The organism is Clostridium estertheticum subsp. estertheticum, assembly GCF_001877035.1.
Classification (GTDB): domain Bacteria; phylum Bacillota; class Clostridia; order Clostridiales; family Clostridiaceae; genus Clostridium_AD; species Clostridium_AD estertheticum.
Window position 1 is genome coordinate 1997847 of sequence record NZ_CP015756.1, and the last position, 15016, is coordinate 2012862.

General features: G+C 31.6%; 15 protein-coding genes. 9 read left to right on the forward strand and 6 right to left on the reverse strand.

Annotated elements, in window-relative coordinates:
- Nucleotides 1–101: 101 nt before the first annotated feature.
- Complete coding sequence (locus A7L45_RS09155) at nt 102–1103, reverse strand: YhdH/YhfP family quinone oxidoreductase (protein WP_071612494.1); 1002 nt, start codon at nt 1101–1103, stop codon at nt 102–104.
- 177 nt (nt 1104–1280) lie between these two features.
- Here A7L45_RS09155 and A7L45_RS09160 point away from each other — a divergent pair, with 177 nt between their 5' ends.
- Nucleotides 1281–1709, forward strand: a complete 429-nt coding sequence (locus A7L45_RS09160; protein WP_071612495.1) for a MarR family winged helix-turn-helix transcriptional regulator — start codon at nt 1281–1283, stop codon at nt 1707–1709.
- A 71-nt stretch (nt 1710–1780) separates the two neighbouring features.
- Here A7L45_RS09160 and ulaG read toward each other — a convergent pair whose 3' ends face one another.
- From ulaG to A7L45_RS09185, 5 genes are read right to left on the reverse strand one after another with little or no spacing between them, the layout of a single operon-like run.
- A complete protein-coding gene (gene ulaG, locus A7L45_RS09165; protein WP_071612496.1) occupies nt 1781–2845 on the reverse strand; it encodes an L-ascorbate 6-phosphate lactonase in 1065 nt (354 codons plus the stop codon).
- A 26-nt stretch (nt 2846–2871) separates the two neighbouring features.
- On the reverse strand, nt 2872–3165 hold the full coding sequence (locus A7L45_RS09170; RefSeq protein WP_071612497.1) for a PTS sugar transporter subunit IIB: 294 nt from the start codon (nt 3163–3165) through the stop codon (nt 2872–2874).
- Nucleotides 3166–3192: 27 nt separating this feature from the next.
- A complete protein-coding gene (locus A7L45_RS09175; RefSeq protein WP_224616981.1) occupies nt 3193–4659 on the reverse strand; it encodes a PTS ascorbate transporter subunit IIC in 1467 nt (488 codons plus the stop codon).
- Between the two features lie 23 nt (nt 4660–4682).
- The gene (locus tag A7L45_RS09180; protein WP_084647583.1) at nt 4683–5231 is read right to left on the reverse strand and encodes a PTS sugar transporter subunit IIA; all 549 of its coding nucleotides are present in this window, start codon (nt 5229–5231) and stop codon (nt 4683–4685) included.
- Between the two features lie 30 nt (nt 5232–5261).
- Entirely contained in the window at nt 5262–6245 is a 984-nt protein-coding gene (locus A7L45_RS09185; protein ID WP_071612498.1) for a sugar-binding transcriptional regulator, read from the reverse strand.
- Nucleotides 6246–6565: 320 nt separating this feature from the next.
- Between A7L45_RS09185 and A7L45_RS09190 the strand changes: the two genes are divergently transcribed.
- The 8 genes from A7L45_RS09190 to A7L45_RS09225 all read left to right on the forward strand — a co-directional run bounded on the left by A7L45_RS09190 (nt 6566) and on the right by A7L45_RS09225 (nt 15015).
- On the forward strand, nt 6566–7444 hold the full coding sequence (locus A7L45_RS09190; RefSeq protein ID WP_071612499.1) for an L-ribulose-5-phosphate 3-epimerase: 879 nt from the start codon (nt 6566–6568) through the stop codon (nt 7442–7444).
- Entirely contained in the window at nt 7428–8117 is a 690-nt protein-coding gene (gene araD / locus A7L45_RS09195) for an L-ribulose-5-phosphate 4-epimerase (protein WP_071612500.1), read from the forward strand. The genes A7L45_RS09190 and araD overlap by 17 nt, the downstream gene beginning before the upstream one ends.
- Nucleotides 8118–8145: 28 nt before the next feature.
- Nucleotides 8146–9195 carry a hypothetical protein gene (locus A7L45_RS09200; protein ID WP_071614930.1) on the forward strand — a complete coding sequence of 350 codons (1050 nt, stop codon included), beginning with the start codon at nt 8146–8148 and terminating at the stop codon, nt 9193–9195.
- 40 nt (nt 9196–9235) lie between these two features.
- Nucleotides 9236–10867, forward strand: coding sequence for a bifunctional metallophosphatase/5'-nucleotidase (locus A7L45_RS09205; RefSeq protein WP_224616977.1), 1632 nt, complete (start codon nt 9236–9238; stop codon nt 10865–10867).
- Between the two features lie 130 nt (nt 10868–10997).
- The gene (locus A7L45_RS09210; protein ID WP_071612501.1) at nt 10998–11858 is read left to right on the forward strand and encodes a hypothetical protein; all 861 of its coding nucleotides are present in this window, start codon (nt 10998–11000) and stop codon (nt 11856–11858) included.
- A 474-nt stretch (nt 11859–12332) separates the two neighbouring features.
- Nucleotides 12333–13553 carry a ComEC/Rec2 family competence protein gene (locus tag A7L45_RS09215; RefSeq protein ID WP_071612502.1) on the forward strand — a complete coding sequence of 407 codons (1221 nt, stop codon included), beginning with the start codon at nt 12333–12335 and terminating at the stop codon, nt 13551–13553.
- Nucleotides 13554–13766, forward strand: coding sequence for a DUF3006 domain-containing protein (locus tag A7L45_RS09220; protein ID WP_071612503.1), 213 nt, complete (start codon nt 13554–13556; stop codon nt 13764–13766).
- Nucleotides 13767–14169: 403 nt separating this feature from the next.
- A complete protein-coding gene (locus A7L45_RS09225; protein WP_071612504.1) occupies nt 14170–15015 on the forward strand; it encodes a class II fructose-bisphosphate aldolase in 846 nt (281 codons plus the stop codon).
- The last annotated feature ends 1 nt before the right edge of the window (nt 15016 follow it).

Consider the following 15016-nt stretch of genomic DNA (forward strand, 5'->3'; position numbering starts at 1 on the left):
TAAAATTGAATTTATGGTTTTTATAATAAATGAGAGGATAATAATAGTAGGGACACTTATAACATTCTAAAGTGTCCCTACTATTATTATCCCTGAAATTCTTATAAATCAAGATTTACTATAGTTCTACCTACTAGTTTTCCTTTAAGAATCATTTGAATTTTTGAATCTAAATTAGTTAGGCTTTCTTTCTGAACGTTTAAAGTTAAATTATCGGGTTTCCATTCATTTGAAAGCAAATTCCATAGCTTTAATCTTAAGTCCATAGGACATTGAACAGAATCTACCCCAAAGAGAGATATACCTCTAAGTATAAATGGGTATACAGTAGTTAAAAGTTCCGGAGAAGCAACATTTCCACAACAAGTTACACTTCCACCATATTTAGTGGATTTAAGTGCTGTTGCCAGAATAGTTCCACCGACGGTATCTATTACTCCAGCCCACCTCCCTTTTAGAAGAGTTCTTCCTGACTTATCATCTATTTCTCCTCTGAGAATTATATCTTTTGCTCCTATTCCTAATAACATATTTTTTGCCTCAGGTTTGCCTGTAGCGGCAATAACGCTGTATCCAAGTTTAGAGAGTATACTTACTGCACTGCTTCCTACTCCACCAGTTGCACCAGTTACTAATATATCTCCATTAGATGGAGTAATACCTGATGCTATTAGTTTATATACAGATAAAGCAGCTGTGAAACCTGCGGTTCCATATATCATACTTTCTATCAGCGAAAGATTTTCAGGTAACTTAACTACCCAGTCAGCAGGAACTCTGATATACTGGCCGTAACCTCCAGGGATGTTCATGCCTAAATCGTATCCTGTAACTATTACAGAATCTCCAACCTTAAAATTTTCATTTATACTTTCAACCACAATTCCTGCAGCATCTATTCCTGGTGTATGAGGATATTTTTTTGTTACTCCTTTATTGCCAGTTGCCGAAAGAGCATCTTTATAATTTATTGATGAATACTTTACATTAATTAAGATATCTCCCTCAGGAAGACTAGAAATATCTTTATCTACAATTTCGCTTGAGTAGGTATTATTCTCATGTTCACTTACTACCATGGCTTTAAATTTTCTCGTTGTCATAAATTTAAACTCTCCTCTCTAAAAATAATAGTTTGACATAAAACTAATTATATATATAAAATAGTTTTATGTCAAACTATTTTACAAGTCAGTTTATATTGACTTATACTTTAACATAAGATTATAATATACATAATTATTAAGTTATATACATAAGTCTAAAGTTGAGGTTTTTATATGAATGATAAATATATAATACATTTTATAAGCAGAACTAGAAAAAAAATGATAAGTTTTATCGAAAAGAAATTACTTGAAAATGGACTAAATGGATTGATTCCGTCTCATGGGAATATTCTCACTGCTCTATACGAGAATAATGGAAAGTTAACAATGAAGAAAATTGCTGAAATAACTAGAAAAGATAAATCAACCATAACACCATTGATAAATAAGCTATTGGAGTATGGATATATAACAAAGGAAAAAGATGAAACAGATAAAAGAGTTACTTATATAATAATTACTAGTAGAGGTAATCAGATAAAAGACAAGTATAAGGCTATTTCTAATGAAGTGAATATTACTGCATATAAAGATTTTTCACAAGAAGAAAAAGTAATATTTTTAAAATTATTAAAGAAAATGAATAATAATTTTAATTAAAAATAAATCTGACACCATATGAATAATGATGTCAGATTTATTTTTATTCCATTGAGATGTAATTTCTCATTTTAAAGGAAACATTTAAATGGTAAATCTATGTCTCCATCAAAACAGTCATCAAAACCACGAGGATAATGGTATTCGCGTTTATCTTTATCTGCAGGATAAATGAATTTTCCTCCTACTTGCCAGATGTATGGAAGGAATTTATATTGCAATCTGTCCTTTTTCATTTCAAATAGTACATTAATTTCCTCGGTGTCTGCTTGGAAGTTTGACCATATATCATGATGAAATGGAATTACAACTTTAGTATTTAAAGCTTCACCCATTCTAAGTATGTCTGATGCAGTCATTTTGTCGGTTATGCCTCTAGGATTTTCTCCGAAAGAACCTAGTGCTACATCTATTTGATAATCGTTTCCGTGTTTAGCATAATAGTTAGAGTAATGTGAATCACCACTGTGATAAATAGTTCCACCTGGTGTTTTTATAATATAATTTACTGCACGTTCATCTATGTTGCCAGGCATTTTACCTGCTAGAGTAACTTCTTTTGGAACTGTAATTAATGCAGTACGGTCAAATGATTCAAGAGCAATAAGCTCTGTATCTTTAATTTTAACAACATCTCCAGGTTTTACTACAATACAACGATTTGCAGGTACGCCCCAGCTAATCCAGAGGTCAACACAAGTTTGAGGTCCTATAAAAGGTACAGATGAATCACAATTTTTTATAACTGCAGTTGCTACATTTATATCAATGTGATCATTATGATCATGTGTTGATATTACAGCATCAATTTGTTTAATAGCAAATGGATCTAAAACAAAAGGAGCTACTCTAAGGTTTGGTTGCAATTTTTTACATCCAGACATTCTTGCCATCTGATGTTCTGGTTTTATTAAAGGATTTTTCATCGTTTTTTTACCTGTGCCACACCATAAATCAATACAAAGGTTTGCATTGCCTTCTGATTTTACCCAAAGGCCTGTACAACCAAGCCACCACATTGCAAAGCTACCAGGCTTAACTACTTCTCTTTCAATTTCTTCATTAAGCCAAGTTCCCCATTGGGGGAAAGTGCTTAGTATCCAGGATTCTCTTGTTATATCATCTATTTTACTCATATTATTCACCATTCCTTTTATAATTATTATTTTACTTCGTCTAGATTTAAAGCTTCTCTGATTTTACTTTCTATTTCTACTTCCGATAAAAGATTTCTAAGTCCTATAATTTTTGTTTTAGAACGGGCATTTGTAAAATTTGATACTAAGGACTCGGAGACAAAAACCATGTCAAAAGAAGATATAACGGATTTTGCCTCACCAACACTAAGGTGATCAACATCTACGTCAATTTTTAGTTTTTTGAAAACCTTAATAATCTTCATTTTAATCATTTGGCTTGATCCCATTCCATTTCCACAAGCTGCTAATACTTTCATTTTAATATCTCCTTTTTTAATATGAGTTTAACAATCAATGTCTACATGTGTAAAATAATTTGATTTATTTTTACGATATTGTATTTGAGGAATAACGAGCATTGCTACAATTAGAGCAAATACACCAAATATTTTAAATGTATTTGCAAAAACACCGAATGCAGGCCAAATGGTAGCCCAATCAATGTTACCATGCCATCCGCCAGTAAGAGGGTTTTGAACTCCTGCACCAAAGAACCATATTGCAAAAGCACCACCTAGTACCTGAAGCATGCCACAGCAAATTGGTATTATTGTAGCGGCACGGACACCACCGCGTTTATTAGCAAATACTGCTAAAGTTGCATTATCAAAGAATACTGGTACGAAACCTGTGATAATCATAACCGGGGAATGAAATATGAGTAACCCTGCGATTGCTATGAACTGACCAAGTGCTCCAAAAACAAAACCATATACAACGGCGTTCTTTGCACCAAATCCATAAGTAGCGGCGCAATCAACAGCAGGAGTTAATCCTGGTATAAATTTATCAGATATACCTTGGAAAGCTGTTGTAAGTTCTGCAACAAACATTCTAACACCACTCATAAGTATAAATAGGTAAACTGAAAATGTTAAAGAGCGATTTATAATATAAGCTGCGAAGGATAATGTTGCTGGAAAGTTACCAGAAGCAACTTTGCCGATTGGGTTTTCTAGTCCTCTCATGTACGGTTCACCAAGAATCAACATAATGATACCAAAGAAAACTAACATTAAAGTACCAGCGGTCACAACGTTATCATTAAATATTGAAAGAAACTTAGGTAATTTTATGTTATCTAGGTTTTTATCTTTATTACCTAGTTTGCCAGCAATTTTATCTGTTAACCAAACTGCTCCCATTTGCTGATGACCAATAGCAAAACCAGCATTGTCTGTAAGGTTGTTACATGCTTCAACTGTTAAGTTTGAGAATACAGCTTGATATGTACCAACGAGCAAACCTACTATAATAGCTCCAGTTGCATTAGCGTAATCAGGTAATGCAAAGAATACAATAAAAGTTGCTGTTGTTGCCTGCTGAAGCATGATATGACCTGTAAGGAAAAGAGTCCTTATTTTTGTTATTTTACCAAAGGCAACTAATAGTAAGTTCCATAAGAATGCGAACATAAGTGCAATCATAACCATTGAGGCTAATGAACCTAAGCTTTTATTTGCAGCAGCTAGTCCAAAATATGGATCAATAACTGCGGCATTCATGTGAAAACGATCATTTAAACCTGCAAGAATAGGTCTGAATGTAGTAACAAGACCACCAGCACCTATATTCCAAATCATTATGCCAATGATACATTTCATTGTTCCTGCAAAAGTTTCGTGTATTGGTCTTCTTAGAAATAAATAACAAATTAATACAATTAAACTAATGAAATATTCTGGTTTTGTAAGAATGTTGTCTGAAAACACTTTAAAGAATCCACTATTCGCAATACTATTAATATCCACTAATTTGACCCCCTAATTAAATACTATTCTATATGAGATTTGTTTAATTCTCTTGCTAATGCTTCTGGGTCTGTACAATTACGTATAAAGTCCATATTTTCTTCTTCTGAGAGATAATCGCTTAATTTTGAAAGTAAACCAAGATGATCAGTATCATTTACAGCAGCGAGTGTTATAACGATGTCTACAGGATCATTTTCGCAATTAAAATGCACTGGCTTTGATAAGGAAAGCAAACTGATACCGGTTTTTAAAACGGTTACATCTGGCCTCGAATGAGATAATGCAAGTCCTGGTATTATTACAATGTATGGACCATATTCTTCAACAGTTTTAATTGTTAAGTCAATATATCCTTCAGTAATGTAATTTGAGTTAACGAGTAGTTGACCTGAAAGTCTCATAGCTTCTACCCAATCTTTAGCTGTAGCATTTAAATTAATGTTTTCTGAAAGAATGATGTTTTCATTAAGAATAATATTATTGTTAATTTTAATCACTTCCTTTATAAAATTAAGTTTTGATATTCTGTATACTTTTATGATAGCGATATTATTATACAATGTCAACATATGTGTAACAATTGCACATATGTGCAAAGGCTACAATTGAACTTCATCATCCAATTCTAAAATTTTTAACGCTGCGGTATCATCTATTATAAGTGTTTTTATATATTTACCTCTTATTGCGCCTAATATAGCTTTAGATTTTTCTTTTGATCCTGCAACGCAAATGACATCTGGTGCGTTATAAAAATCTATTAAATCAATTCCTATAATAGTGTTGTTTAACTCAGACTCAATTTGTTTACCATTTATATCATAGTAACGCCCGCCAATGTGTCCAACAGCTCCACTTGATTGAAGTGAATATTGAGTATAGCTGTCTATATATTTGCTCCAGGCCGTATTAGAAATAGTTGAATCTATAGACCCTACGCTTGTTAATATAACTGTGGCTCTCTTAGCAAGAGACAAAGTATCTGATATATAAGGGTCACGTATAAGTTTATCTTTCATATCTTTATCCTCCACAAAAAGGGGAGCTAATAAGTAATGATATTTTCCTCCGTAAATCTTCGCGAATTGTTTTACTAGATCTATTCCATCTATTTCTGGATTATCTTTTAAAGCAGCTCCCATTATTTGTACTACTGTGAGGGGAATGTTTTTGTTAGACTTAAGACTTTGAACAGTATTGTATATAGTGTTTCCCCAAGATATACCAAGTATAGTATTCTTATTTATTTTAGCATCTATATAGTAAGCTGCAATTTCACCAAGTTTAATCAGAGTTAATTCATATGAAGATCCCTTTGTATTAATAATTCTTACATGTTTTAGTTTGAATCTCTTTATAAATTCATTCTCAATGTCCATTAATCTTTCCCAAGGTTCTTTTATAATTATTTCTACTATTTTTTTATCCCTTGCCTCTTTTAATAATCTTGAAATTTTAGAACGCGAAGTGAACAAACGTTCAGAGATTTGTGATTGAGTCATATCATGTTCATAATAAAGACTTGCTACACTAGCTAAAAGACTGTTTTTTTCATTTTCATTCATATTATCAAAGTCATTCATAATTAAAACTCCTTTTTAATCAATATTTTAGGTAAAAGTTATATGCCAAGGGCAGTTAATTAGTAATAATTCAGTTGCTCAGTAGAAAAATAAAAATTTTAGAGCAAGTAATACTATAAGGTATTGAACAAATGATATTTATAGTGAACATATACTTATAATATAATTATAATATTATAATGAAAAAAATGCAATAAACTATATATAGTAAGGCTTACGAATTAAACTGCGCATATGTGCAATGTATGGCAATATGTTGACTGAGGAAAAACTAGATGATATATTTAAATAAAAGTTTAGTCAAAGGGGTGTGAAGGAATATGTATGATTTAAATAGAGTTCCTATTGGTATTTATGAAAAAGCTTTGCCTTCTAGTTTTTCCTGGGAAGAAAAGTTAACATCAGCAAAAAAAGCTGGTTTCGACTATTTGGAAATTTCAATTGATGAAACAGATGAAAGGTTAGCCAGACTTGAATGGTCAAAGGAAGAAAGAGAAAAATTAAAGAAGCTTATTAGTGCTACTGGGGTTATGATTCCAAGTATGTGCTTAAGTGGTCATAGAAGATTCCCCTTTGGAAGTAAAGATGGAAATACTCGTAGTAAAGCCTTGGATATTATGAAAAAGGCAATTGAACTATCCGCGGATCTAGGGATACGGACAATTCAATTAGCTGCCTATGATGTATATTATGAGGAAGAGGATGAGATTACAAAAGCTTTTTTTATAGAGGGAATGGAAAAATCCATAGCAATGGCAAGTAAAGCAGGCGTAATGCTTGCACTTGAAATAATGGATACCAAATTTATAAGTACTATATTAAGAGCAATGCCATATATAACTAAATTTAATTCCCCTTGGTTTAAGATATATCCAGATTTAGGTAATTTGAGTGCTTGGGGTAGCGATGTTGAGGCAGAACTAGAACTTGGACTTCCACATACTGTTGCAATTCACGTAAAAGAAACAAAGCCAGGAGTATTTAAAGAGGTTCCTTTTGGTGAGGGGATTGTAAAATTTGCTGCACTTTTTAAAAAATTAAAAGAATTAAATTATCAAGGACCCTTTCTAATAGAAATGTGGGCTGATAATAGCAAGATTACTACCAAAGAAGATGCTGTGCGTGATATTTATAACGCAAGAATATTTGTTAAAGAAAAAATGATCGAAGGTGGGATGGTAAATGCTAAAAGAGCTTAAAGAAAAAGTGTTAGAAGCTAATTTACAGCTTCCTAAAAAGGGATTAGTAACATTTACTTGGGGAAATGTAAGTGCAATTGATAGAGAAAAAGGATTAATTGTAATAAAACCAAGTGGAGTTTCCTACGAAAAAATGAAAATTGATGATATGGTAGTAATTGATCTAGATGGCAAAATAGTGGAGGGTAAATTAAATCCTTCCTCAGATACTGATACACATATATTACTTTATAAAGAATTTAAAGGAATTGGAGGTATAGTGCATACTCATTCAAGTTGGGCAACGAGCTGGGCACAGGCCGGGATGTCAATACCTTGTTTTGGAACAACGCAAGCAGATTATTTTTATGGAAGTATTCCATGTACTAGAAAAATGTCGAAAGAAGAGATTAAGGGAAGATATGAATATGAAACTGGTAAGGTAATTGTGGAGACATTTAAAGGAATTAATCCGGAATTTGTACCAGGTGTATTAGTAAATAATCATGGTCCTTTTGCTTGGGGAAAAGATGCAATGGAATCGGTTCATAATGCTGTTGTAATGGAAGAGGTTGCAAAAATGGCTTATAGAAGTATTCAATTAAATGAGGAGCTAGGATCTATAGACAATAATCTTCTAGGCAAGCATTTTTTAAGAAAACATGGTGTAAATGCTTATTATGGTCAAAAATAAAATAAATATATTAGATGAGGTGGCAAATATGAAAATTAATAAAAAGGTCATTGCAAATTTAACAAAATGTTATTCAGTAGCTCCCTTAAAATATAAGGGTACAAACTGTTTTTTAGTAGCAGCTGAAAAAGTTGATCGTTGTATACTTTTTGATTTAGAAGGAAATGAAATTGAAACAGTATGGAATGAACCTGGTGGTGTTATGAGTATGGTTCAGGTACCAGGAACTAATGGACAGTTTTTGGCAACGCATAAGTTTTATTCACCGAATGATTCAAAACAAGCGAAAATTGTAATAGTAACACCTGGCACGGACGGGCGATGGAGTGTTAAAACTTTAGTAAACCTTCCTCATGTACACAGATTCGACTTAATCAAGCGAAACGGTAATATATACCTAATAGCATGTACTTTAAAATCAGGTCATGAATATAAAGATGACTGGTCAAGCCCTGGAAAGGTATATGCAGCTAAGCTTCCTAATGATTTAAGCAAATTTAATGAGGAGTTTCAGCTTGAGCTAAAGGTAATAAAGGATGGTATGCTAAAGAATCACGGATATTATAAAGTGATGGAAGATGGAGTAGAGACAGCTGTAATTTCATCTGAAATTGGAGTTTTTCAGTTTGTACCTCCAGAGGTAGAAGGGGTGGAATGGGAAATTAAGCAACTAATAAATACTCCTTCAAGTGATGCTGTTCTAGTGGATATTGACAATGATGGGGAAATGGAATTGGCTGTACTTGCACCTTTTCATGGAGAAACTGTGCGAATATATAAGAAGATAGAAGGAACTTACAAAGAAATGTATGCACATCATGAGCCTGTAGAATTTACTCATGCCCTTTATGGAGGGGATTTATGTGGAAAACCTTCTATTGTAGTTGGACATAGACAAGGCGAAAAATCCCTATTTGCACTTACGTATAATATTGAAAAAGGAAAGATAGAATGCGAAAATATTGATACAGGGTGTGGACCTGCTAATGTATATCATTATGTAAAAGATCATAAAGATATTATTATAGCTACAAACCGTGAAATTGATGAAGTGGCTATGTACACGATTGAACCTTAGAGAGGAGGAAATCAAATTTATTATCATATAGACTTGTTTTATGATAAAATTAGTTATTAGAATTATTTATCTTTTGATTGGAGAGTTTAATATGTGTATTAATGAAAATTTTAGACTAACAATATTAGAAACTAGTGATGTTCATGGAACAGTCTTACCTATAAATTATTCGGACAACTCCTATGCAAACTGTGGCCTCGCAGCCTTATCCACTATAATTGAAAGGGAAAGAGAAATAAATCAGGCTACCTTACTTATAGATAATGGGGATATGGTTCAAGGTACAGCGCTTACATATTTTCATGCTAAAATTAATAATAGTAGGCCAAATCCAATGATTGAGGTCATGAACCTTATGGGATACGATGCTGCTGTAATTGGCAATCATGAATTTAATTATGGAAGGGCTTATTTGGATAATGCTATAAAAACTTCAAAATTTCCATGGTTATGTGCTAATATTACAAATAAAATTACAGGGGAAAGTTTTATTAATAAACCTTACATTGTTAAAACTTTTAATAATGGTTTAAGGGTAGGTATTTTAGGGGTAACAACTAAGTATATTCCTAACTGGGAAAGTGAAGGTACAATTAAGGACTTAGATTTTAAAGATGTAGTAGAGAGCGCAAGCTATTGGCTCCATATAATGAAAGATAAAGAAGCTACGGACATAAATATAGTATCCTATCATGGCGGGTTTGAAAGAGATTTAGAAACGGGGGAACCTTCTGAAAAACTCACAGGAGAAAATCAAGGTTATGAGTTATGTACTAAAGTGAGTAATATAGATGTGCTTCTAACTGGCCACCAACATAGAGTTATAGAAAATTTATTGGTAAATGGTGTTTTAGTTGTGCAACCAGGTTACAATGGTAATTGCATTGGCAAAGTAACTATGGACTTAGTCAAAATATCTGGCAAATGGTCGGTGCGAAGTAAAGTGTCTAAAGTTATTGATGCAAATGCCTTAGATGTTGATAAGACAATTTTGAATGTTACATGCCCAATAGAAACAGAAACGCAAGCTTGGCTTGATATTCCGATTGGACATGTAGAAGGGGACATGCTTATAAAAGACCCATTAAAGGTAAGGCTTAAAGATAATGCTTTTGTTGAGTTTATAAATAATGTTCAGATGGATGCAGCAAAGGTTGATATATCAAACACAGCTATCTTTGATAATAAATGTAAGGGTTTTAATTATAAGATTACGATGAGAGATATAATATCAAATTACAAATATCCGAATACATTAAAGGTAATTAGGATAAAAGGTTCTGATATAAAAGCGGCTCTCGAGAGAACTGCAGAATATTTTAGTTTAGTTGATGGTGAGGTAAGGTTAGCAAAGAATGGTAATAATATTAAACTTCAACATTATAATTATGATATGTGGGAAGGCATAGATTATGTTATAGATATTACAAAACCTATAAACTTTAGAATTACGAAAATTAATTATAAAAACGCTCCTATTAATATGGAAGGGGAATATTCTGTAGTAATGAATAATTACAGAGCAGGTGGCGGTGGTAATTATTTATTGTTTAGGGGTAAACCAGTCCTTAAAGATATACAGGTAGATATGGCTGAACTGATTGCAAATTATATACTAAAGAGAAAAACAATTAAAGCAACCGTTAATGATAATTGGAAAGTTATATACTAATTAAAATTAAAGAAAAAGTAACAAAAACTAAAATAGTTTTTGTTGCTTTTTTTTTATTAAATTAAGAAATAAACGAATAGTATAGAATATTAAACATATTATTAATAGAGCAAAAAGGAGAACTATAATAATGAGTGAGATTGAGTATAAGAAGGTTGTTTCTAAAGATTGTCCAACAATACTAGGCCAAAAGCATTTATTAAATATAAACGATGAATATCTATTATCAAACGGTGGAGTTTTGATAGATAATGGAGGAAATTTGATTTGGAATACTAAGTGGGAACATTATTTTTCAAGAGCTATATATATAAAAGAAAAACAAATGATTTTGACCAATAGAACTCTTGATTTTGGTATAGAGGGGGAGTATAACTGTGGAATAGCTTGCATTGACATGAAAACAGGGGATTATATATGGAAACATTTCTATGACAAATATGAATCTAAGTTTAATTTAAGAAAAAAAGAACCGGACATTAACATGATTAGAAGTATAAAAAAGGTATGTGCTGATGAAAATTGCGTATATGCTGATGATTTTAAAGTTAATTTGGATGATGGGTCTTATTCATATATAGGAGAAAGAAGAATAAAAAAAAATAAAACACCAAATGAAATTTATGCGGAGTTTGTAAAATCATTTAAAGAAAAGATCCATAATAATGCTGAATATAAATTAAATTTTAATATCAAAGAAAATATTATTAAGATCAATAATCAAAAATTATTTAAAGAAGGATACTGTTTTAATAAATGTGATTTTATTATGGAAACAGATCAAAGTATACATTTTTTTGGTACACCAGCAAAGAGAAATCACCAAAATGCAATATTATTTAAATACTCAAAAAAACTAAAAAAAATGGTGGAAGAAATTGATCTACCATTTAGGAATGCACCTTTTGAAGCCTATGACTTTTTTGGAAAGGGTATGCTGATTTTTGTAAGAGACGATATATATTTGTTGAAAGACTTTTTCTTAGAGTAGAGTATAGATTATTAATATAAAGAAGAAAAGTTGTGCTCAGTTAATAAGGGCATAACTTTTCTTCTTTTGTTATTTTACCACTGTTTAAATCTATAAGCATTACGTAAAGATATAGAAAATTTAAAAGCAAAATACTGCATTTGGGGGGGACCCAATGCAGTATTTTTTATACATATAACAATAAAGTTGGTATATTTAAATTATTGACTATTTTACAAATCTTATTCATTTTATTTGTAAGATTTTTATATAACTTTTGGAGTAGTATTTGGTTGTTTTATTATTTATACAAAAATTGAAGGATATTTGCATATATTTGTTGAATAATGACAGTGTAATGATTTAATTGTAGGTAGAGCATTTTAAACGCGATATAAAAATGTATTAGCAGTTATGTAATTGCTCGAATATAATTATATATATGATTATGTTATTTTAGAACAAAAGTAAAAAATATATTACAAGGGGATTAAAATGAGAAATATTAAAAAATATCTGACTTCTATTTTGGGGGTAATACTTATTTTCAGCTTGACTGGTTGCTCAAGTGTACCTGAAAATGTTACAAAAACAACTTTATCAAGTAAAGTATCGTCAAAGCAGAATACAACTGAGAAACAGCTTCAATCTACTAAAAATATAAGCTTAGCTAACAAAAAGGAAGCTAATGGTAAATTAAGGATTTCATATATAGATGTAGGACAAGCTGATAGTATTTTGATAGAGCAAGGAACAAGCTCAATGCTAATAGACGCAGGAAATAATGAAGACTCAAGTACTGTTAAAAATTATATAACAAAGCAAGGTATTACGAAACTTGATTATATTGTAGGGACTCATCCACACGAGGACCACATTGGAGGACTTGACTATGTAATAAATAGTTTTCAAATAGGTAAAATTTATATGCCAAAGGCTACATCAAATACTAAGACTTTTTTAGATGTGGTAAGTGCTATTAAAGCTAAGGGAATGAAAGTAATTGCACCTACAGTGGGGGAAACTTTTAAAGTAGGGGGTGCAACAGCTACAATTTTAGCACCCAACAGTACTGGCTATGAAGATTTAAATAATTTTTCAATTGTAATAAGATTAACCTTTGGAAATAATAGCTTTATTTTTGACGGGGATGCAGAGGGAGCATCTGAGAATGAAATGTTATCCAAAGGTATTGACATAAGTGCTGATGTGCTTAAGGTTGGACATCATGGTTCTAGCTCATCAACTACTCAGGCATTCTTAGATAAAGTAAATCCTAAATATGCGATTATTTCAGCAGGCAAAGACAATAGTTATGGCCATCCTCACAAATCTACAATGGATAAATTGAAAGCGAAAGGTGTTAAAGTTTATAGGACTGATGAAAGTGGAACAATAGTCGCGACATCTGATGGTAAAAATATAACCTTTAATACTAAACCAGGTAGTTATGCTTTTCTTGGGTCAGGCTCAAGTTCTTCTAGTAAAAGTTTTTCAAGTAGCGGAAACTCGACAGTTAAAAAAGTTGCGATAAAATTGCCTAAATCATCAAATAATAGTAAAATTGTATATTATACTCCATCAGGGAAATCATATCATTATGATAAAAATTGTAGAACACTCGCAAGAAGTAAGACTATATTAAGTGGAACGCTAGGTGAAGAATTAATTTCTTCTCATAATGATCCTTGTAATATATGTGCAGGAGGTAATTAAGTGAATGTAATAATCGATAGATTTGAAGGGAATTATGCTGTTTGTGAAAAAGAAGACAGGACTATGATAGATATTAAAAAATCTAAAATTCCTAGTATAGCTAAAGAGGGGGATGTACTAAGTATTGATAATGATGTGATTATTATTGATATAGAGAAAACTAAAAAGAGGCTTAACGAAATTCAAAAATTAACAAAAGGGTTATGGGAATAGTTAATTTAAATATATGAAAGCTGGTGAATTAATTCACCAGCTTTTATATGTTTAAGAGGTATATTGCCCTTCTACTTTTACCACTGTGAACACGCATTTTTAGCTTTAAATTCTAAGTTTGATTATAAGATACTCAATGTTTCAATAAATAAGCAAAAAAATAGCCAATTAGCATTGACAAGTGTTGGTTAAGTCGTGTACAATATAATCAATAGGTAACAATGAAATAACAACATAGGAGGTTGAAAAATGAGCAACTTGATTTTAAAACCAATACATATAAATAATATGGATAAATTTGTAGGGGCGATGATAACGAATACATAAAAGCGATTGTTTGGCAAAATCGAATTTAAAGAGAATTGTTATAAATATATGAATCATTATGAAAGAGGTGGAATAAATGTCATTAGTAGGTATGAAAGATTTATTGAGTAAAGCAGAAAAAGGAAAATATGCAGTTGGATCTTTTAGTATAGCAAATATGGAGATGATAATGGGAGCTATAAAAGCTGGTGAAGAATTAAAATCACCGATGATACTTCAAATAGCGGAAGTAAGATTAAATCATACACCGTTATGTTTAATAGGACCGATGATGATTGCAGCAGCAAAAAATGCAAAAGTTCCAGTATCTGTACACTTAGACCATGGAATTACAATAGAAAGAATAAAGGAAGCTCTTGAGATTGGATTTACTTCAGTTATGATAGATGGTTCAAAACATACACTTAAAGAAAATATGAAGTTAACAAAAGAAGTTATTTCTGAGGCAATAAAATATAATGCAGACGTAGAAGCTGAAATAGGACGTGTTGGCGGTAGTGAAGATGGCTCAGAAAATTTATCAGCATTATGTACTGGGGTAAATGAAGCAAAGGAGTTTTATGTGCAAACTAGTGTTGATGCATTAGCAGTAGCAATAGGGAATGCTCATGGAGTATACTTAGAAAAACCAGAATTGAATTTTGATGTATTAGATAAAATAAATAAAAGTGTAGGGGTTCCATTAGTACTCCACGGGGGAACAGGTATAAGCGAGGATGATTTTAGAAAATGTATAAGTCTTGGAATTAGAAAAATAAATATAGCAACTGCAACATTTGCGTCAGTTGAAGAAAATGTTAGAAGGTTATATGAACAATCTGAAAAGGTTGATTACTTTGAATTGCATCAGGCAGAAATAGAAGGGGCATATCTTAATGTAAAGAGACATATGTTGATATTTGGAAGTCAAAATAAAGCTTAGG

Excerpts from the sequence above, each read along its gene's own strand:
- ulaG (WP_071612496.1), bottom strand. The coding sequence starts at position 2,845 with ATGAGTAAAATAGATGATATAACAAGAGAATCCTGGATACTAAGCACT.
- A7L45_RS09180 (WP_084647583.1), bottom strand. The coding sequence starts at position 5,231 with ATGTTGACATTGTATAATAATATCGCTATCATAAAAGTATACAGAATA.
- A7L45_RS09155 (WP_071612494.1), bottom strand. The coding sequence starts at position 1,103 with ATGACAACGAGAAAATTTAAAGCCATGGTAGTAAGTGAACATGAGAAT.
- A7L45_RS09170 (WP_071612497.1), bottom strand. The coding sequence starts at position 3,165 with ATGAAAGTATTAGCAGCTTGTGGAAATGGAATGGGATCAAGCCAAATG.
- A7L45_RS09160 (WP_071612495.1), top strand. The coding sequence starts at position 1,281 with ATGAATGATAAATATATAATACATTTTATAAGCAGAACTAGAAAAAAA.
- A7L45_RS09210 (WP_071612501.1), top strand. The coding sequence starts at position 10,998 with ATGAGTGAGATTGAGTATAAGAAGGTTGTTTCTAAAGATTGTCCAACA.
- A7L45_RS09190 (WP_071612499.1), top strand. The coding sequence starts at position 6,566 with ATGTATGATTTAAATAGAGTTCCTATTGGTATTTATGAAAAAGCTTTG.
- A7L45_RS09200 (WP_071614930.1), top strand. The coding sequence starts at position 8,146 with ATGAAAATTAATAAAAAGGTCATTGCAAATTTAACAAAATGTTATTCA.
- A7L45_RS09215 (WP_071612502.1), top strand. The coding sequence starts at position 12,333 with ATGAGAAATATTAAAAAATATCTGACTTCTATTTTGGGGGTAATACTT.
- A7L45_RS09185 (WP_071612498.1), bottom strand. The coding sequence starts at position 6,245 with ATGAATGACTTTGATAATATGAATGAAAATGAAAAAAACAGTCTTTTA.
- araD (WP_071612500.1), top strand. The coding sequence starts at position 7,428 with ATGCTAAAAGAGCTTAAAGAAAAAGTGTTAGAAGCTAATTTACAGCTT.
- A7L45_RS09225 (WP_071612504.1), top strand. The coding sequence starts at position 14,170 with ATGTCATTAGTAGGTATGAAAGATTTATTGAGTAAAGCAGAAAAAGGA.
- A7L45_RS09205 (WP_224616977.1), top strand. The coding sequence starts at position 9,236 with ATGATAAAATTAGTTATTAGAATTATTTATCTTTTGATTGGAGAGTTT.